Raw genomic sequence first — 17,350 nt, 5'->3', positions numbered from 1 at the left:
CATGGATATTACTGATTTTTATCAGACATTTTTTGATGAAGCAGACGAGTTGCTGGCGGACATGGAACAACATCTGTTGTTGCTTGATCCGCAGGCGCCCGACATTGAGCAGCTCAACGCGATTTTCCGCGCGGCGCACTCAATCAAAGGCGGCGCAGCCACGTTTGGATTTACGGTTTTACAGGAAACGACTCACTTACTGGAAAACCTGCTCGACGGTGCTCGTCGTGCTGAAATGAGCCTGAGCACCGACATCATCAACCTGTTTCTGGAAACAAAAGACATTATGCAGGAGCAACTCGACGCCTATAAATCATCCCGGGATCCTGACGCAGAAAGCTTTGAATATATCTGCGCGGCCCTGAGACAACTGGCCCTCGAAGCGCAACAGGCGCGTGAACCTGCGCCCGATCTTCACGTGGTTGAAGAAGCGCCGGTGGCTCAGGCTGCTGCGCCTGCACCCGTTGCTCCGGCGGCAGGCAAGGGCGGTTTACGTGTGCGCCTTTCCGGCCTGAAAACACAGGAAGTGCCTGTGATGCTGGAAGAATTGGGTAATCTCGGCGAGATCAAAGACCCGGTGCAGACCGATGACAGCGTGGAAGCGACGCTTATCACCACGGTAACCGAAGACGACATCATTGCCGTCCTGTGTTTCGTGCTGGAACCGGAACAAATCAGTTTCACTCAGCCTGTGGGATCTGCTGCGGCTGACGTGGTGGCTGTCAGTGCGCCGGTGGTGGCGGAAGTGGCCCCGGCTCCGGCAGTCGTCGCCCGTCCGGCACCGGTACTCACTGCGGTACCGAACGGTGAACCGGCGAAAGCCCGCGCACCGAAAGCACCGGAATCAACCAGCATCCGCGTGGCCGTCGAAAAAGTCGATCAGCTGATCAACCTGGTCGGCGAACTGGTGATCACCCAGTCAATGCTGGCGCAGCGTTCAGACCTGCTGGATCCGGTGGTTCACAGCGACCTGCTCAACAGCATGGGTCAGCTTGAACGCAACGCCCGTGATTTGCAGGAATCGGTGATGTCGATCCGTATGATGCCGATGGAGTTCGTGTTCAGCCGCTTCCCGCGTCTGGTTCGCGATCTGGCCAGCAAACTGAACAAGCAAATCGAACTGACCCTGCTCGGCAGTTCCACCGAACTGGATAAGAGCCTGATCGAACGCATCATCGACCCGTTAACGCACCTGGTGCGTAACAGTCTGGATCACGGTGTGGAAACGCCGGAAGTGCGCGTGGCTAACGGCAAAGAAGCGACCGGTAACCTGACACTGTCAGCCGAACATCAGGGCGGAAACATCTGCATCGAAGTGATCGATGACGGTGCCGGTCTGAACCGCGAACGTATTCTGGCGAAGGCCGCATCGCAGGGTATGAACGTCAACGACAACATGAGCGACGAAGAAGTCGGCATGCTGATTTTCGCCGCAGGTTTCTCGACGGCAGAAAAAGTCACCGACGTATCCGGTCGCGGTGTGGGCATGGACGTGGTGAAACGTAACATTCAGGAAATGGGCGGTCACGTTGAAATCCATTCCCAGCAGGGCAAAGGCACCACTATCCGCATCCTGCTGCCGCTGACACTGGCTATCCTCGACGGCATGTCCGTGAAAGTGGGCGAAGAAGTCTTCATTCTGCCACTCAATGCGGTGATGGAATCCCTGCAACCGCTGGCGGAAGATTTGCATCCGCTGGCCGGTGGTGAGCGGGTTCTGCAGGTGCGCGGCGAATACCTGCCGCTGGTTGAGCTTTACAACGTCTTTGATGTTGAAGACGCGAAAACCGAAGCCACGCAGGGCATTGTGGTTATTTTGCAAAGCGCCGGACGTCGCTACGCCTTGCTGGTTGACCAGCTGATTGGTCAGCATCAGGTTGTGGTGAAAAACCTGGAAAGCAACTATCGCAAAGTACCGGGCATTTCCGCCGCCACCATTTTGGGCGACGGCAGCGTGGCGCTGATCGTGGACGTGTCTGCCTTGCAGTCACTGAACCGCGACAAATTAGCAACCGGTGCCACTGCCGCATAACAAGCAAAGCTTCCGGCGGCCTTAAACGTCGCCGGGTGTGAAAAACTCAGGCCGATTTAAAGATAAAAGCAAAGGTGAACAACATGGCAGGACTTGCAACCGTGTCAAAAATTGCGGGCGAAACAGTAGGTCAGGAATTTCTGATCTTTACGTTGGGCGATGAAGAATACGGCATCGATATCCTGAAAGTGCAGGAAATCCGCGGATACGATCAGGTAACCCGCATTGCGAACACCCCGGCATTTATTAAAGGTGTCACCAACCTGCGTGGTGTCATCGTGCCCATCCTCGACCTGCGCGTGAAATTCGCGCAGGAAGATGTGATTTACAACGAAAACACCGTCGTGATCGTCCTGAACTTCGAAAACCGCGTCGTCGGGATCGTGGTTGACGGCGTGTCAGACGTGCTGTCCCTGAGCCAGGATCAGATCCGCCCGGCCCCGGAATTCGCCGTGACCATGTCGACGGAATACCTGACAGGGTTAGGGTCGCTCGGTGACCGTATGTTGATCCTGGTGGATATTGAGAAGCTGCTGAGCAGTGAAGAAATGGCCTTAGTGGATTCGGTGACGAAAATTTGATTTTCGTTTTTTAAGGTCAAGGTCGTGGGCTCGCCGCCCACACTGACCCAGAGACCCGCAGTCGCGCGGGCCTCTGGACTCCACGCTCTTTTCACTGCGCGCTGTCGCAGGCACGACGGACATGTTCTGTCACCGCCGCGTGTGGCGCAAAATCTTGTCGCTCCGCGATACCTTCTCTCGGTCCTGAAGCCTCAGGTCTTCAGGCCGCTCCGTTCAGCAAGATTTTTGATCACGCCAGATTCGATTGAATAAAACCCTCGTTCTGCTTTTCTCCAAAATCAAAGACGGAAGGGGGTTGTCTTGCTCCTTCCCCTGCGAAGGGGAAGGCCGGGATGGGGTATTAATGGCATCTCTGCAACTTACTGCAAACCATAAAAACTCCTTGGAAGCAGTATCTCATCTCCGCGATTTGCCCATTTTTAATGTGTGGATATCCAGTTATTGTCTGCTCGCTGCGGCAAAATCCGCAGTCGGGTGTAGGAGCCTGGTTTTCTGCCGTAGCACCGTATATGTGTGCTATCGCTTTGAATCATCTTTATAAAACGTTTTTTAACGTATATTGTTTTGGTGACTCAGGCGGGGCAGCCTTCGGGCTGGTCGGACGGTAGACCGATCTCCTACCCCCGCTTGGGTTACCACTTTTGCGTAGGAGCTTAGGTGGTAGCAGATATGCAATCTGCCATAGGTTTCAGTCAATGAAGACAATAGATACCAACGACACATCCCCCGATTCATGGACACTCACCGATCGCTGCCGTTTGCTGGCGCACGCACTGGTGAATCCGCAAAATAAAGGCGCACAGGACAGACTTTGCGTGATGCTGCAAAACCAGCTTGAATGCCTTGAAGCGACGTTATCGCTGCCCGTTCCGGAGCACCGGAAAGATTTAGGCATACCGCTGGACGACGGCTTATATGATTACGCCGATCTCGAACCCGACGAACTTTGCGACCAGTGCATGGCGCTGAACTTCACACTGATGACGCTGCACGACAGAAAGATAAAAGAGATCATCGCGTATATCTTGTGGGAGCGTTTTGAAATGCTGCGCTGTTCGCTGTATTCCTCATCTGAGGAGATTGCCGCATGAAAAAAGACTGGCATCAGGCCGACATCATTGCGGCGATCAGAAAGAAGGGCACCACACTGGCGGCGGTGTCACGCCGCGCGGGGCTGTGTTCCTCCACGCTGTCGAACGCATTAACCCGCAAATGGCCGAAAGGTGAAAGGCTAATTGCCGAAGCCATCGGCGTAAAAGCCGAAACCATCTGGCCGAGTCGCTACACCGAAATCAAATACAACTGAGAACGGCTCCCTCCCCTGCGAAGGGGAGGGTTGGGGTGGGGTATTAAAGACGGCTTAACTGTTTGCGTTGCCATCAAACCCACACCCCATCCCAGCCTTCCCCTCGTGAGAGGGGAAGGAGCAAAAGCAAACCGTGCTGCTTTGAGTTCACTGCCGCACAGGCAGCTCAGGATCGCAGGTCAATGCAGGAGGGCGCGATCTGATTATTGAGACCACAAGCGTTGTAAAATTAATTAATACTAAGATCTGATTTAAAAGATGCCTGCTAATCATCTTTAGCAATGACAGCAGGCATTTATAAAAAATCATCAGGAGTTATTATTTCGTGCAATAAACTCTTGCTTCACGAGGTGTATATATTCCTAAAGTGACGATGCGCAGGAATACATCCATGCCTGATTCCTGAACTTCAGTACGAACAACTTTATTTGCGCTACCACAAATTTTTGCTGCGTCTATTGTATGTTCTTGCCCAATACCATTAACGAAGAAAGCTTGTCTGGTAACATGAGCGGGTTGCTCTGCAATACCCTCATTTAATTTGAATGTCTGTTGAGCGCAGCCTGACAATGCAGTGACAGCAAGGACCGAAATAATTAATTTTTTCATGATAACTCATATTGATAATAAAGAGGTGAAATCATATATTCTGGCCTGTTGATACTTTCACAAATCCGACCACTCACTATTATTCGTTATTAAAGTACTTGGTTTACTCTGTGTTGAACTATGTGAGGATTGAGGCTTTTCTGTGTTGTATTAACGGAGGGTAAAGGTTATTAGCCGGTTGCATTTTAATATGAATGATAATCAATAATATTCAGCCATTATACTAATAATAAACGCTGCGTATTTATGCGGATCACGATTGGGCTGACTGTTTACTGCCGTCCAGCCAGCCCCAGCACTCACCCCACCAAATCCCGTTCAACAAACGCCTTGCGCCACTGTGACGGCGTCGTCCCGAGCCGCTGGCGGAAGTGATGGCGTAAAGTTTCCGGCGATCCGAAACCGGCCTGTTCGGCGACGCGGTCGATACTCAGTGTGCCGTTTTCCAGCAGGGCGCAGGCTTTTTCCAGCCTTACGCTCAGCATCCATTCGCCCGGCGTGGTGCCGGTAGCATCATGAAAACGACGCAGGAAGGTACGGCGGCTCATGCCAGCTTGTGCGGCGAGTTGATCAATCACCAGCGGCGTATTGAGATGGCTGCGTAAATCATCGAGCAGCGGAGCGAGGGTTTTTGCCGGATGCCGCGGTACCGGTTGTTGTATCAGCTGTGCCTGATTGCCTTCACGCAGCGGCGGCGTCACCATCCTGCGCGCGGTGCGGTTAGCGACTTCAATGCCGTAATCGCGGCGGATCAGGTGCAGACACAAATCGACGCCCGCCGCGCCACCGGCTGAGGTGATAATGCTGCCTTCATCGACATAAATCATGCCATGTTCAACCTGTACCCGCGGAAATCGCTGCGCCAGCACATCGGTGCTGTTCCAGTGCGCGGTGGCGCGTTTGCCGTCCAGTAAACCGGCAGCGCCGAGCACGAAACTTCCCGCGCAGATCGACACAATCCTCGAGCCGTTACGATGTGCTGTTTGCAGGGCCGCGATCAGCCGGTCAGAGGCCGGTTCGTGGATGCTTCGCCAGCCGGGGATGACAATGGTTCCCGCATCTTCCAGCAGTTCCAGCCCGCCATCGACCACCAGCCGCACGCCGCCTTGGGCGCCAAACGTTCCTTCCTCGACGGAGGCGACGGATAACTCATACAGCGGTTCGCCGGTGAGTTCATCGGCGCGACCAAACGCTTCGACGGCTGTCCCGAACTCGAAGGTACACAGACACTCATAGGCCAGCAGCACCAGCCGCCGGTTTCGCGGAGCAGGATTGCGCGGGGAAGACATCAATGACAGACCAGCGTTTTGCATAAAAGGAAAACCATCAGATTGGCATGATCTTGACGATACATGGCATCCGCGCGGATTTCTACGCCGCCGTCAATCTTCCATGCTGTGCGTCTCTTACCCTTGCAGGATTTCAGCATGAAAAACACCTTCGCCCTGATGGCGGTATGTCTGGCGGCTCTGATGTCAGGACTGGAAATCTCCAGCGTGCCCGTATTATCACCGGTACTTGAACAGCAACTGCATGCCAGCTTCCGTGAACTTCAGTGGATCATGAACGCCTATACGCTGGCCTGTACCACGGTACTGATGGCGACCGGCACGCTGGCCGATCGCTACGGTCGAAAACGTGTTTTTATCCTCAGTATTGCTGCGTTCGGACTGACGTCACTATTATGTGGTTTAGCAGGCAGTGCGCAATGGCTTATCGCAGGACGTTTCGCGCAGGGGCTGAGTGGCGGTGCGATGCTGACTTGCCTGATCGCTATTCTCTCGTCGCAATTTCCGCAAGGAAAACCACGCAGCCGGGCTTTCGCTGCATGGGGAATAACCTTTGGTTTCGGGCTGGGATTTGGCCCGGTCATCGGCGGCATACTGGTTGCCTGGCTGAGCTGGCGATGGGTGTTTCTGGTTCACGTATTTATCGCCGTACTGACCCTGATTCTGGCGCTGAAAAACGTGGTGGAATCCCGTGACGGACAGTCCCAAAAACTGGACCTCGGCGGACTGATTACGCTGTCGGTCACGGTGATGGGCGCGACGTTCCTGATTACGCAGGGCAGCAGTCTGGGCTGGAACAGCCTCACCGCAGGCGCCGTTCTGCTGGCGACTGCCGTCAGTGCTGCGATGTTCATCTGGATTGAAAAACGCCATCCGCATCCGATGTTCGATTTCTCTGTTTTTCGCATCCGCGCATTTTCCGGGGCGCTGATGGGATCCATTGGCATGAACTTCAGCTTCTGGCCGCTGATGATTTATCTGCCGGTCTATTACCAGGGCGGGCTGGGCTACGACAGCGTATCCACTGGTCTGGCGCTGCTGGCCTACACCTTACCGACTTTGCTGATGCCGCCGCTGGGCGAAAAGCTGACGGCGCGTTTTGGTGCGTCCCGGCTGATCCCGGGCGGGTTATTCGCAATCGGTGCGGGCTTTATGCTGATGCACATCGCGGTGGTTCATCATCTGAGCCTGTTACCCGGTGCGTTGCTGGCAGGCATGGCGCTCGGGCTGACCAATACCCCGGTCACTAACACTACCACCGGTTCGGTCGCAGCAAACCGCGCGGGAATGGCCTCAGGCATTGATATCAGCGCACGACTGATCACGCTGGCGATCAACATTGCGCTGATGGGCAGCCTGCTGGTGGCGGGAATTGCCGCGAGCCTGAAAAAGGTCATGCCAGCCGCAGGGGAACTGTCTTCTCTGGCAGAACGTATTGCCGGTGGCGCAGTGACTGAGGACTTGCCCGGTGCGCAGATTGCGCAGGCGCTGACGGAGGGTTTTGCCGTCATTCTGGTCTACGGCATGGTCGGGGTGTGGATGCTGTCGCTGATGAGTTATGTGCTGTTTAACGTCAGACGGCAAAACAAAGCCCGAACCGCAATGAAAACTTGAGAATGTACGACGGGTGGCGTACATTGTGGGCAGTGTTTTTATCAGTGTTCATCATTAAGGAAGAATATGATTATTTATAAAGTCGGGGATGAGAAAAAGGCGATGTGCGGCGTGTGTGAGGCTTTTCGCACGGTGAGCTATCAGCTGCGCGATGTGCCGTTTGATGACGGCAGTGGTGTGGTGAAAAATATCATCGCGGGCGTGTGCAAAACCTGCGGCAATGTCGCGGTGATCCCTTATCAGTCTGTGCCTGCCATCCGTAAACAGCTGCAGGTACAACGTAAAGCCGTGGAAACCCGTGTGCCTGCGCACATGATTGATCTGCTGAATCTGGCCAGCGCGGAATTGGGGGCTACCCCTGATTTCGTGCCGTTACTGCTGAAGTATTACATTCATCAGCTGGCCTCAAATCCGGAAGCGGCTATGCGTATGGTCACCATGTTGACCTCTGAACTGGCGACCGGTCTGGCCAATAAGCGTCTCTCGCTGAAAGGGCGTGAGATTGGCAATGATATCGAAAAGCTCAAAAACCTTTCCCAAATCGACAACACCACCGAGCTGCTGAAAGGCGTGGTGCTGATGATTCACCACGATCTTCTGGTCAGTCCGGATAGCCATCGCATCGCACTTTTAAAGAGTTTTGTCGCCACCGTGGCCTGATCTCATTCCCCCCGAAAAAAATCTGATCCCTATCACATAAAGTTCCTCTTCTGTCTGCCGATAACTGTTCCAGATAATTCTCATTTGAAAAGGAACAACATGTTTAACCGTATGAAAGTGGTCACGGGCATCGTGATCTTACTGGTGGTCTTCGGTGCTTTACAGTTGGTATCCGGTGGCCTGTTCTTTAAATCCCTGAAGACAGACAAAGACAATTTCACCACATCACAGCAGATCCGTTTACAGCAGGCAGAATTTAATGCCAGCTGGATTTATCTGCTGCAAACCCGTAACACCCTGAACCGCGCGGGTATCCGGTTCATGCTTGACGCTAACCAGATGGGGAGCGGGGCAACGGTCAAGGAACTGATCGATACGGCGACGAAAGATCTGCAAATCGCCGATCAGCACTTTGCCAACTATCAAAAAATCCCGGTGGATGCCAGCCAGAACCCGCAATACGCGGAAGAGGCTAAAAAGCAATATCAGGTGCTGCACGACGCACTTTCTGAACTGATTGAGTTGATTGGTCTGGGGCGTATCAATGACTTCTTCGAACAACCGACTCAGCAATATCAGGATAACTTCGAAAAAGCGTTCGTCACCTATATCGATCAGAACGATCACCTCTACGACAACGCGGTAAAAATCAGCGACAACTCTTTCCACCACGCCATGTGGATGCTGGGCACAGTGCTGATTGTATTGGCTATTTTCATTGTTCTGGCCTGGGTCGGCGTACAACGCGTTCTGATCCATCCGCTGAAAAATATCGTCGATACCATCCGCAAAATTGCAACTGGTGATCTGACGCACGAAATAGTCGTGAAAAGCCGTAATGAAATCGGCCAGCTTGCCGATAGTCTCAAGTATATGCAGGACGAACTGATCCGCACGGTCTCCGGTGTACGCCACGGCGCTGATGCGATTTACAGCGGCGCGAGCGAAATCTCTGCAGGCAACAGCGATTTGTCTTCACGTACCGAGCAGCAGGCGTCCGCGCTGGAAGAAACCGCAGCCAGCATGGAACAACTGACCGCCACCGTGAAACAGAACGCCGAAAACGCCCGTCAGGCCAGCCAGCTGGCGCTGAGCGCATCGGAAACGGCACAGAAGGGTGGGAAAGTGGTGGCAAACGTGGTCGACACCATGAATGACATCGCCAGCAGCTCGAAGAAAATCACCGACATTACCGGTGTGATTGACGGGATTGCCTTCCAGACCAACATTCTGGCGCTGAACGCCGCCGTTGAAGCCGCGCGCGCAGGTGAGCAGGGCCGTGGATTTGCGGTCGTGGCCGGTGAAGTTCGTACTCTGGCGCAGCGCAGCGCACAGGCAGCAAAAGAAATTAAAGGGCTGATTGATGATTCTGTCAGCCGTATTAATACCGGTTCAGTGCTGGCGGAAAGTGCCGGTGAAACCATGCACGACATGGTCAATGCCGTCACGCGTGTGACTGACATTATGGGCGAAATCACCTCGGCATCGGATGAACAAAGCCGTGGGATCGAGCAGGTCGCACAAGCCATTACTGAAATGGATCGGGTGACACAGCAAAACGCCTCACTGGTGGAAGAATCCGCGTCCGCTTCGGCGGCGCTGGAAGAGCAGGCCAGCCTGCTGACGCAATCCGTGGCGGTCTTTACGCTGAGTCAGACCACAAATAACAACGTGCGCCAGAACCCGGCCTCTTCGGCCAGACTGCCTCTGTTGACTCCGAACCTTTCAGGTTCAAAAGCCGGTACAGGTGGAGCGCAGGGTACAGATTTAACCGAAAATTGGGAAACCTTCTAAGCACGTACATCAACATCGCTACCCAACATAGCCAGGTTTGCAGGAAGGCGGCAAACGAGGAAATCCCGGTGCGCTTACTTCAGTAAGAGATCCGGATGACTGAGAGCAGCCAATGCAACTGCAGACCTGAATATGAAGGGTATTAAGAAATAAGGTGCCGGTCAGGGCTGACACCTAACGAGGTTATCCATGTTTAAGCACATCCGTGTGTCCACCTGCATGTTTTTGTTATTGATAGTGTTCTTTGTAATGCAACTGGTTAACAGCGGATTATCGCTGCAGGCTGCCCACACGGATAAAATGAATTTTGAACAGATATCCAACACCACGGAACAACGCGATGCGCTGAGCCAGACCTGGTCTTATCTGCTGCAAACCCGTAATACCCTGAACCGTGCAGCAACACGTCTGGCGCTCCAGCAACCGCAGGACAACATCACTCAGCTGATAGCGGATGCCAAAAGCAGCCTGAAAAATGCCGAAGATTCTTATGCCGCGTTTCTGGCGCTGCCACGCAGAACCGAAAAAGCCGCAGAACTGACCACCGTGAACAAAGCCAGTTATCAGGCGCTGCATGACATGTTGCAGACGCTGATTAACCTGCTGTCCACCGGTGACATGAATGGCTTCCTGAACGGTCCGGCACAAAAATATCAGGATCAGTTCCAGAAAGATGTCGGCGATTATGTCGCCTACGTGGGCGGACGTTTCCAGCAAGCCAAAGCGCAAACGGCGGCGTCATACCAGAACGTTATGATCAACACCTCGGTGGTGCTGGTATTGCTGATTGCGCTGACCGCGCTGGCGCTGGTTGTCACCCGCCGCATTCTGTTTACGCCGCTGACCGTGATGCGCGGGCACTTTGACCGTATTGGTGCCGGTGATATCTCCGCGCCGATCACGGTAGAAGGGCGCTACGAAATCAAAGTCATGCTGGAAAGCCTGCAACAGATGCAGAAGTCGCTGGCAGACACCGTCCGTACCGTCCGTCACGGGGCTGACACCATGTTCTCCGGTCTGAAAGGCATTGCCGCCGGCAACACTGATTTATCTTCCCGTACCGAGCAACAGGCGTCGGCACTGGAAGAAACCGCAGCCAGCATGGAACAGCTGACCGCTACCGTGAAGCAGAATGCCGAGAACGCCCGTCAGGCGACACAACTGGCGCGTGATGCGTCGAATACAGCCGAAAAAGGCGGCGAACTGACCGGCAATGTGGTGAAAACCATGAATGATATTGCGGGCAGCTCGAAGAAAATCAGCGCGATCACCAGCGTCATTGATGGCATTGCATTCCAGACCAATATTCTGGCACTCAACGCGGCGGTAGAAGCTGCCCGCGCCGGTGAGCAGGGGCGTGGATTTGCGGTGGTCGCCGGTGAAGTGCGCAGTCTGGCACAACGCAGTGCTCAGGCCGCGAAAGAAATTAAAGCCCTGATTGATGAATCTGTCAGCCGTGTCAGCCAGGGTTCAACGCTGGTGGAATCCGCCGGGAATACCATGGATGACATCGTGCGTGCAGTAACCCGTGTCACCGACATTATGGGTGAAATCGCGTCGGCGTCTGACGAACAAAGCCGTGGGATCGAGCAGGTTTCGATTGCCGTGACGCAAATGGATCAGGTTACGCAGCAAAACGCCACGCTGGTTCAGCAGGCTGCTTCTTCCACGCATGCGCTGGAAGTCGAGTCTGAAAATCTGACCCGGGCAGTATCGGTGTTCCGCCTGGCCTCTGCGGACGGAGCGGTTTCACGCCGTGGCCTGCAGGCTCAGGGCGTAACACCTCGCCAGGTGGCGCAACCCGCGTTACTTCCGGCCACCGCGCGTGCGGGTTCGGCAGATAACTGGGAAACCTTCTGACAGGGTCATCTGATGAAAAGTCAGCGGATGAAGAGTAATTGGGTACCCGTAACACCACCTGTCCATTAATGGAGCTGCACCATGAATCAACCAGGCTCGCCAATGAGTGCTGATAACACCTCGATCATGGCACAGATGATCCAGCGTTTACCGCTGTCCGATACCCATTTCCGCCGAATCAGCGAGCTGATCTATCAGCGCGCGGGTATTGTGCTGGCGGATCACAAACGCGAAATGGTCTACAACCGCCTGGTCCGGCGGTTGCGGATCCTCGGGCTTAATGATTTCGGCAGCTATATGGCGCTGCTGGAAAACGACAGTAACAGTCCGGAATGGCAGGCGTTTATCAATGCGCTGACCACTAACCTGACGGCATTTTTCCGCGAAGCGCATCACTTCCCGATCCTGGCGGAGCATGCCCGTTCGCGTCCGAATAATTACAGCGTCTGGAGTACGGCGGCGTCGACCGGCGAAGAGCCGTATTCCATCGCCATGACGCTGAGCGAAGCACTCGGGCCGCGCATGGCAAACTGCCGCATTCAGGCCAGTGACATCGACACGCAGGTGCTTGAGAAAGCCACGGCGGGCGTGTACCGGCTGGAAGAGTTGCGCACGCTCAGCCCGCAGCAGTTGCAGAAATTTTTCCTGAAAGGCACCGGCCCGCACAGTGGTCTGGTGCGTGTGCGTCCCGAACTGGCGCAAATGGTGGCTTTCCAGCAGCTGAATTTGCTGGCAAACCAGTGGCAGCTGAACGGTCCGTTTGATGCAATTTTCTGCCGTAATGTGATGATTTATTTCGATAAAGAAACACAGGAGAAAATTTTACGCCGATTTGTTCCGTTACTTAAACCGGGTGGCCTGATGTTTGCCGGACACTCCGAGAACTTCAGCCAAATCAGCCGGGAATTTTATTTGCGCGGTCAGACCGTCTACGGCCTCGCCAAGGAGAGGTAATGAATAAAATCAGAGTGTTGAGCGTCGATGACTCGGCGTTAATGCGTCAGCTGATGACTGAAATCATCAACAGCCACCCGGATATGGAAATGGTGGCGACCGCGCCGGACCCGCTGGTGGCGCGCGATCTCATCAAAAAATTCAACCCGGATGTGCTGACGCTGGATGTCGAAATGCCGCGCATGGACGGACTGGATTTTCTGGAAAAACTGATGCGCCTGCGCCCGATGCCGGTGGTGATGGTCTCCTCGCTGACCGGTAAAGGCTCGGAGATCACCCTGCGTGCGCTGGAACTGGGGGCGATTGATTTCGTCACCAAACCGCAACTGGGGATCCGCGAAGGCATGCTGGCCTACAGCGAGATGATTGCCGACAAGATCCGCACGGCCTCGAAAGCGCGTCTGAATAAAAGCGTCAACATTGATCAGCCGCGCATTCTCAGCCATACGCCGCTGCTGAGCAGTGAAAAGCTGATTGCCATCGGGTCGTCTACCGGCGGAACCGAAGCCATCCGCCATGTGCTGCAACCGCTGCCGCCGACCTGTCCGGCGCTGATGATCACCCAGCATATGCCACCGGGCTTTACCCGCTCTTTTGCGGACCGTCTGAACAAGTTATGTCAGATCACGGTGAAAGAGGCGGAAGACGGCGAACGTGTACTGCCGGGCCATGCGTATATCGCGCCGGGCGACCGGCATATGGAGCTGGCGCGCAGTGGTGCCAACTATCAGGTTAAGTTGAACGACGGTCCGGCGGTGAACCGCCATCGTCCGTCGGTCGACGTATTATTCCGTTCGGTGGCGCAATTCGCCGGACGCAATGCCGTCGGGGTGATCCTGACGGGAATGGGCAATGACGGAGCCGCCGGCATGCTTGAGATGCACCGCGCAGGGGCTTACACCCTTGCACAAAACGAAGCCAGCTGTGTGGTGTTCGGTATGCCTCGTGAGGCTATCGCCACGGGTGGCGTAAACGAAGTGGTGGATCTCAGCCAAATCAGCCAGCGGATGCTGGCACAAATATCAGCCGGTCAGGCATTACGTATTTAATTTTTCAGCCTTGCGCTGGGTAGCAAACCTTAGGAGTAGATAAAACATGGCCGATCCAAATCTGAGATTTTTGGTAGTAGACGATTTCTCTACCATGCGTCGTATCGTTCGCAACCTGCTGAAAGAGCTGGGCTTCAACAACGTTGAAGAAGCGGAAGACGGTGTCGATGCACTGAACAAACTGCGTGCCGGAGGTTTTGACTTCGTGGTATCCGACTGGAACATGCCTAACATGGACGGTCTGGATCTGCTGAAAACCATCCGTGCTGACGGCGCACTGTCCAAACTGCCGGTGCTGATGGTGACGGCAGAGGCGAAGAAAGAAAACATCGTTGCCGCCGCACAGGCCGGGGCCAGTGGCTATGTTGTGAAACCTTTCACCGCCGCCACGCTGGAAGAAAAGCTGGGCAAAATCTTCGAAAAACTGGGCATGTAGGAGTACATATATGGCAGAGATACCAATGCCTGCAAATGATGCAGCCACCGCGGGCGATATTATCGCCCGCATTGGGCAACTGACCCGTATGTTGCGTGACAGTATGCGTGAACTTGGCCTGGATCAGGCCATTGCTCAGGCGGCAGAAGCGATCCCGGATGCCCGGGATCGTCTGGACTACGTGGTGACCATGACGGCTCAGGCGGCTGAACGCGCCCTGAACTGCGTCGAGGCCGCACAGCCACGCCAGAACAAACTGGAGTCGGGTGCCAAAAAACTCGACAAGCGCTGGGACGAGTGGTTTGAAAATCCGATTGAATTATCGGATGCCCGCGAACTGGTCACGGACACCCGCAGCTACCTGAAAGAAATCCCTGAGCACACCAGCTTCACCAATGCTCAGTTGATGGAAATCATGATGGCGCAGGACTTCCAGGATCTGACCGGTCAGGTCATCAAACGCATGATGACCGTGGTACAGGAAATTGAAAATCAGCTGTTAATGGTGCTGATGGAAAACATTCCTGAACAACAGGTTAAAGCCAAGCGCGAAAATGACAGTCTGCTGAACGGCCCGCAACTCGACGCCAACGGCGTCGGTGTGGTGGCTTCGCAAGAACAGGTTGATGATCTGCTGGATTCATTAGGTTTCTGATGAAGAACGTGTTGTGCCCATCCGTTTCCTGCGAAAGGAGGCGGATGGGATGTTGGCTCCCTTTGCTGTATTTTCCTTCCTAAGTCCCCGCAAAAGCGTTACGTCACGCTTAACTCCAATATTTTTTAAAATATTTTGCCCTTCGGGGATCCGGTATTCTTAATATTATCCGGGAAATATCCTGCATCATAAATAAGGCAGATCTGGCATCGGGCACGGCTGAATTTATCCGATGCGCTTTATCTTAATTTTATATCAGAAAACTCCTGTGACATAGGTAATGGAACGGTTGATTTTGCTCGTTTTATGTCATTTCAGGTGTATTGCCCAATTAAAAAACCGCCGCTACAATGCGCCGCATCCGACAATGAAAGCCTGAATGTTTCTGTTCTGGGTAATTATTTCGGAGCACAGGAGGACGTGTTTTATCATGTTTTTCTGTGCGGGGATTCACTGGAAACAGGTCAGTGAATAATATCCCCAAACTATTTTTATATTAACTCTGACTAAATAAGGATATCACAGATGAAAAAGATCAACATGAATGAAGCAAGCGCAATTGTTGGCGGTACCACGACTTGCGTAAACAGCTTTGAATTAAACCTGGTGGGTGATGCAACCGTTTGTAATGCAGTGAAAACTTGTACTGACAAAAATGGTGTTGTGACTAAAACCTTCACCGCTGCAGCCATCATCAACTGCGGTAACGTAGGCTGAGAAACATTTGTTTCTTATTAAATCAGACTAAATAGTTTTACTGTTTATCTGACAGGGCGTTGTATTACCTTTACAACGCCCGCCTGATATTTCCCCGGTGAGCGTCGCGTATTATTATTTCAGGATGAAAAGCCTCCCATGAAAAAAAGAATTCTGCCCATTCTGGCGTATACCGTTTTTGTCGCAGTTATTTCAGCGCTGATTACGACAGCCTGGATCCATTACCTTGTACGCAACCAAACCAGCGATGACGGACAACAGGTTCTGACGTCGCTGTCGGCGGATAAATTAGCCAAAAGTCCGATTACGGATGGGCAAGATATTATTGAAATCTTCTCATACGGTTGTCATTACTGTGCATTAAACGAAAAGAATGTTGAGGCGCTGGAAAAACGTATGCCAGCGGGCAAGAAACTGGTTCGTCTGCACTTCAGCCTGGATAATCAGGGCGGACTGGCGCGCTTTGCACCGGTATTTGCCACATTGCAGGTGATGGGCATTGAAGAAGCCCACCGTGAAAGCGCCTATGACGCGGTCATGAAAAATCACATTGATTTAGGTGATCCGGCAAAACGAGATGCGTGGCTGGCAGAGAATAAGATTGATGTCGATGAATACCATAAAGTCAGTCAGTCGGCAGAAGTCAAAGACCTGCTCGATTATATGACCCGCGTTTCACAGTATTACGACATTAATGCGACCCCGACCTTTATTGTGGCCAAAAAATGGGTAGCGATTCAGGATCGTGATTTTCCGTCATTCTCTGACAAATTACTTTCTATTTTGAAGAATGATCAGGCGCCGGAGAAATAATGAAATTCGTTGCCCTGTGGTGCGCGCTGTTTTGGAAAAACCTCACCGTCAGATGTCAGTGGTTTTTGTATAAACTCCGGCTTACTGGCTACAGGGCGCATTGTTTATTATTCCGGCACATGCATTATCGCGTTATTTTTGCTTTGTCCCACGTCAGCCGCTATTTAGGGCTGACAGGCCGCGATGTGAAATTACGGGCGGCGGTTGCGCAGTCTAACCGTCAGTGTCTGATGAATGACAATAAGAAATTTGATTATATCTGGCTGACCCAGCGGCGACAGCTGCTGATTCAGGCGGTGACCTACGGACAGAATCGCCGTGCATTACGTGAGCTGGCCGACTGCTCGGCCCGGCTCAATGCGGTGGTCGAGCCGCTGCAACGCGCCGGTCAGCCGGTGATCCTCGCGCCACTACACATGGTGTCGGACGTACTCAGTACCATGGTCGGTGCCGCGGCGTTTCCGGGTAAAGCAACGGTCATTACCTCGCGCAGCGCGGATGCACATTCCGCAGCGGAACGGCAACTGGGTGGCGTCGATCTGACCTATTGTTCAATACATGAAGATAATAAAAATATTGCCGGGAATCTGATGACGTCGGTCATGGAGGCCGCCGATAACCAGCGGAATATTATTTTATTCCCGGATATCACGCCTGATTTCACGCAGTTCGCCAGTAAAGACAAAGCTGAAAAATTATCCTGCCGGATATTTGGTCGTCCCGCCAGTTTACACAGCGGTATTATCCGGCTGGCACGAATGATGTCTGCGAAGGTGATTTTTTATCATCTTTATTATGACAAAGGTTTGAATATCGTTATTCATGACCCGGTCGGTGCTAAAGAATTAAAAGAAAAAATGCCGCACATTATTGAACAAAGTATTCGTGAACACTCAACCGACTGGATGCTGTGGCATTCGCATTCGTTATTTTTTATTAATGAATGAAAACCCATCCGCAACAGCGCAGCGATATTACTGA

General features: G+C 53.2%; 17 protein-coding genes. 15 read left to right on the top strand and 2 right to left on the bottom strand.

Annotated features, from left to right (window positions below):
* Window position 1 precedes the first annotated feature (1 nt).
* The 4 genes from cheA (at window position 2) to EYY67_RS22060 (ending at window position 3,919) form a co-directional block, all read left to right on the top strand.
* Window positions 2-2,032 carry a chemotaxis protein CheA gene (cheA, locus tag EYY67_RS22075; protein ID WP_232769650.1) on the top strand — a complete coding sequence of 677 codons (2,031 nt, stop codon included), beginning with the start codon at window positions 2-4 and terminating at the stop codon, window positions 2,030-2,032.
* 83 nt (window positions 2,033-2,115) lie between these two features.
* Window positions 2,116-2,613: a chemotaxis protein CheW gene (gene cheW / locus EYY67_RS22070; protein ID WP_095922337.1), complete on the top strand. Its 498-nt coding sequence runs from the start codon at window positions 2,116-2,118 to the stop codon at window positions 2,611-2,613.
* Window positions 2,614-3,308: 695 nt separating this feature from the next.
* A complete protein-coding gene (locus EYY67_RS22065; protein WP_131694395.1) occupies window positions 3,309-3,704 on the top strand; it encodes a hypothetical protein in 396 nt (131 codons plus the stop codon).
* Window positions 3,701-3,919, top strand: a complete 219-nt coding sequence (locus tag EYY67_RS22060; protein WP_131694394.1) for a helix-turn-helix domain-containing protein — start codon at window positions 3,701-3,703, stop codon at window positions 3,917-3,919. The genes EYY67_RS22065 and EYY67_RS22060 overlap by 4 nt, the downstream gene beginning before the upstream one ends.
* 318 nt (window positions 3,920-4,237) lie before the next feature.
* On the opposite strand, the gene EYY67_RS22055 is transcribed toward EYY67_RS22060, so the two are convergent.
* Both EYY67_RS22055 and EYY67_RS22050 read right to left on the bottom strand, forming a co-directional pair.
* Window positions 4,238-4,528, bottom strand: coding sequence for a Bor family protein (locus EYY67_RS22055; protein ID WP_095922334.1), 291 nt, complete (start codon window positions 4,526-4,528; stop codon window positions 4,238-4,240).
* A 299-nt stretch (window positions 4,529-4,827) separates the two neighbouring features.
* Complete coding sequence (locus tag EYY67_RS22050) at window positions 4,828-5,841, bottom strand: helix-turn-helix domain-containing protein (protein WP_095922333.1); 1,014 nt, start codon at window positions 5,839-5,841, stop codon at window positions 4,828-4,830.
* Between the two features lie 114 nt (window positions 5,842-5,955).
* Here EYY67_RS22050 and EYY67_RS22045 point away from each other — a divergent pair, with 114 nt between their 5' ends.
* The 11 genes from EYY67_RS22045 to EYY67_RS21995 all read left to right on the top strand — a co-directional run bounded on the left by EYY67_RS22045 (window position 5,956) and on the right by EYY67_RS21995 (window position 17,316).
* Window positions 5,956-7,431 (top strand): MFS transporter, encoded by a 1,476-nt coding sequence (locus tag EYY67_RS22045; RefSeq protein ID WP_131694393.1) that lies wholly within the window; start codon window positions 5,956-5,958, stop codon window positions 7,429-7,431.
* A gap of 66 nt (window positions 7,432-7,497) precedes the next feature.
* Window positions 7,498-8,091 (top strand): hypothetical protein, encoded by a 594-nt coding sequence (locus tag EYY67_RS22040; protein WP_095922331.1) that lies wholly within the window; start codon window positions 7,498-7,500, stop codon window positions 8,089-8,091.
* Between the two features lie 99 nt (window positions 8,092-8,190).
* On the top strand, window positions 8,191-9,885 hold the full coding sequence (locus EYY67_RS22035; RefSeq protein WP_095922330.1) for a methyl-accepting chemotaxis protein: 1,695 nt from the start codon (window positions 8,191-8,193) through the stop codon (window positions 9,883-9,885).
* A 189-nt stretch (window positions 9,886-10,074) separates the two neighbouring features.
* A complete protein-coding gene (locus tag EYY67_RS22030) occupies window positions 10,075-11,745 on the top strand; it encodes a methyl-accepting chemotaxis protein (RefSeq protein ID WP_119822394.1) in 1,671 nt (556 codons plus the stop codon).
* An 81-nt stretch (window positions 11,746-11,826) separates the two neighbouring features.
* Window positions 11,827-12,699 carry a protein-glutamate O-methyltransferase CheR gene (cheR, locus tag EYY67_RS22025; protein ID WP_095922328.1) on the top strand — a complete coding sequence of 291 codons (873 nt, stop codon included), beginning with the start codon at window positions 11,827-11,829 and terminating at the stop codon, window positions 12,697-12,699.
* Window positions 12,699-13,748, top strand: coding sequence for a protein-glutamate methylesterase/protein-glutamine glutaminase (locus EYY67_RS22020; RefSeq protein WP_095922327.1), 1,050 nt, complete (start codon window positions 12,699-12,701; stop codon window positions 13,746-13,748). The genes cheR and EYY67_RS22020 overlap by 1 nt, the downstream gene beginning before the upstream one ends.
* 46 nt (window positions 13,749-13,794) lie before the next feature.
* Window positions 13,795-14,184 (top strand): chemotaxis response regulator CheY, encoded by a 390-nt coding sequence (cheY, locus tag EYY67_RS22015; protein ID WP_095922326.1) that lies wholly within the window; start codon window positions 13,795-13,797, stop codon window positions 14,182-14,184.
* A 10-nt stretch (window positions 14,185-14,194) separates the two neighbouring features.
* Window positions 14,195-14,839, top strand: a complete 645-nt coding sequence (cheZ, locus tag EYY67_RS22010) for a protein phosphatase CheZ (protein ID WP_095922325.1) — start codon at window positions 14,195-14,197, stop codon at window positions 14,837-14,839.
* Between the two features lie 525 nt (window positions 14,840-15,364).
* Window positions 15,365-15,556: a DUF4762 family protein gene (locus EYY67_RS22005; protein WP_095922324.1), complete on the top strand. Its 192-nt coding sequence runs from the start codon at window positions 15,365-15,367 to the stop codon at window positions 15,554-15,556.
* A 138-nt stretch (window positions 15,557-15,694) separates the two neighbouring features.
* Window positions 15,695-16,369, top strand: coding sequence for a DsbA family protein (locus tag EYY67_RS22000; protein ID WP_095922323.1), 675 nt, complete (start codon window positions 15,695-15,697; stop codon window positions 16,367-16,369).
* Complete coding sequence (locus EYY67_RS21995; RefSeq protein ID WP_131694392.1) at window positions 16,369-17,316, top strand: lysophospholipid acyltransferase family protein; 948 nt, start codon at window positions 16,369-16,371, stop codon at window positions 17,314-17,316. Before EYY67_RS22000 ends, EYY67_RS21995 begins: the two co-directional genes overlap by 1 nt.
* Window positions 17,317-17,350: the final 34 nt, after the last annotated feature.

This window comes from Rahnella victoriana, assembly GCF_004330295.1.
Taxonomy (GTDB): domain Bacteria; phylum Pseudomonadota; class Gammaproteobacteria; order Enterobacterales; family Enterobacteriaceae; genus Rahnella; species Rahnella victoriana.
The sequence above is the reverse complement of the archived record's forward strand: the minus strand, read 5'-3'. Positions and strand labels throughout refer to the sequence as shown.

Bases quoted from the DNA above. Each gene is read 5' to 3' on its own strand.
- cheZ (WP_095922325.1), top strand. From the start codon at position 14,195: ATGGCAGAGATACCAATGCCTGCAAATGATGCAGCCACCGCGGGCGAT.
- EYY67_RS22000 (WP_095922323.1), top strand. From the start codon at position 15,695: ATGAAAAAAAGAATTCTGCCCATTCTGGCGTATACCGTTTTTGTCGCA.
- EYY67_RS22020 (WP_095922327.1), top strand. From the start codon at position 12,699: ATGAATAAAATCAGAGTGTTGAGCGTCGATGACTCGGCGTTAATGCGT.
- EYY67_RS22040 (WP_095922331.1), top strand. From the start codon at position 7,498: ATGATTATTTATAAAGTCGGGGATGAGAAAAAGGCGATGTGCGGCGTG.
- EYY67_RS22050 (WP_095922333.1), bottom strand. From the start codon at position 5,841: ATGCAAAACGCTGGTCTGTCATTGATGTCTTCCCCGCGCAATCCTGCT.
- EYY67_RS22055 (WP_095922334.1), bottom strand. From the start codon at position 4,528: ATGAAAAAATTAATTATTTCGGTCCTTGCTGTCACTGCATTGTCAGGC.
- EYY67_RS22035 (WP_095922330.1), top strand. From the start codon at position 8,191: ATGTTTAACCGTATGAAAGTGGTCACGGGCATCGTGATCTTACTGGTG.
- cheW (WP_095922337.1), top strand. From the start codon at position 2,116: ATGGCAGGACTTGCAACCGTGTCAAAAATTGCGGGCGAAACAGTAGGT.
- EYY67_RS22045 (WP_131694393.1), top strand. From the start codon at position 5,956: ATGAAAAACACCTTCGCCCTGATGGCGGTATGTCTGGCGGCTCTGATG.
- EYY67_RS22030 (WP_119822394.1), top strand. From the start codon at position 10,075: ATGTTTAAGCACATCCGTGTGTCCACCTGCATGTTTTTGTTATTGATA.
- cheY (WP_095922326.1), top strand. From the start codon at position 13,795: ATGGCCGATCCAAATCTGAGATTTTTGGTAGTAGACGATTTCTCTACC.
- EYY67_RS22065 (WP_131694395.1), top strand. From the start codon at position 3,309: ATGAAGACAATAGATACCAACGACACATCCCCCGATTCATGGACACTC.
- cheR (WP_095922328.1), top strand. From the start codon at position 11,827: ATGAATCAACCAGGCTCGCCAATGAGTGCTGATAACACCTCGATCATG.
- EYY67_RS21995 (WP_131694392.1), top strand. From the start codon at position 16,369: ATGAAATTCGTTGCCCTGTGGTGCGCGCTGTTTTGGAAAAACCTCACC.
- EYY67_RS22060 (WP_131694394.1), top strand. From the start codon at position 3,701: ATGAAAAAAGACTGGCATCAGGCCGACATCATTGCGGCGATCAGAAAG.
- EYY67_RS22005 (WP_095922324.1), top strand. From the start codon at position 15,365: ATGAAAAAGATCAACATGAATGAAGCAAGCGCAATTGTTGGCGGTACC.
- cheA (WP_232769650.1), top strand. From the start codon at position 2: ATGGATATTACTGATTTTTATCAGACATTTTTTGATGAAGCAGACGAG.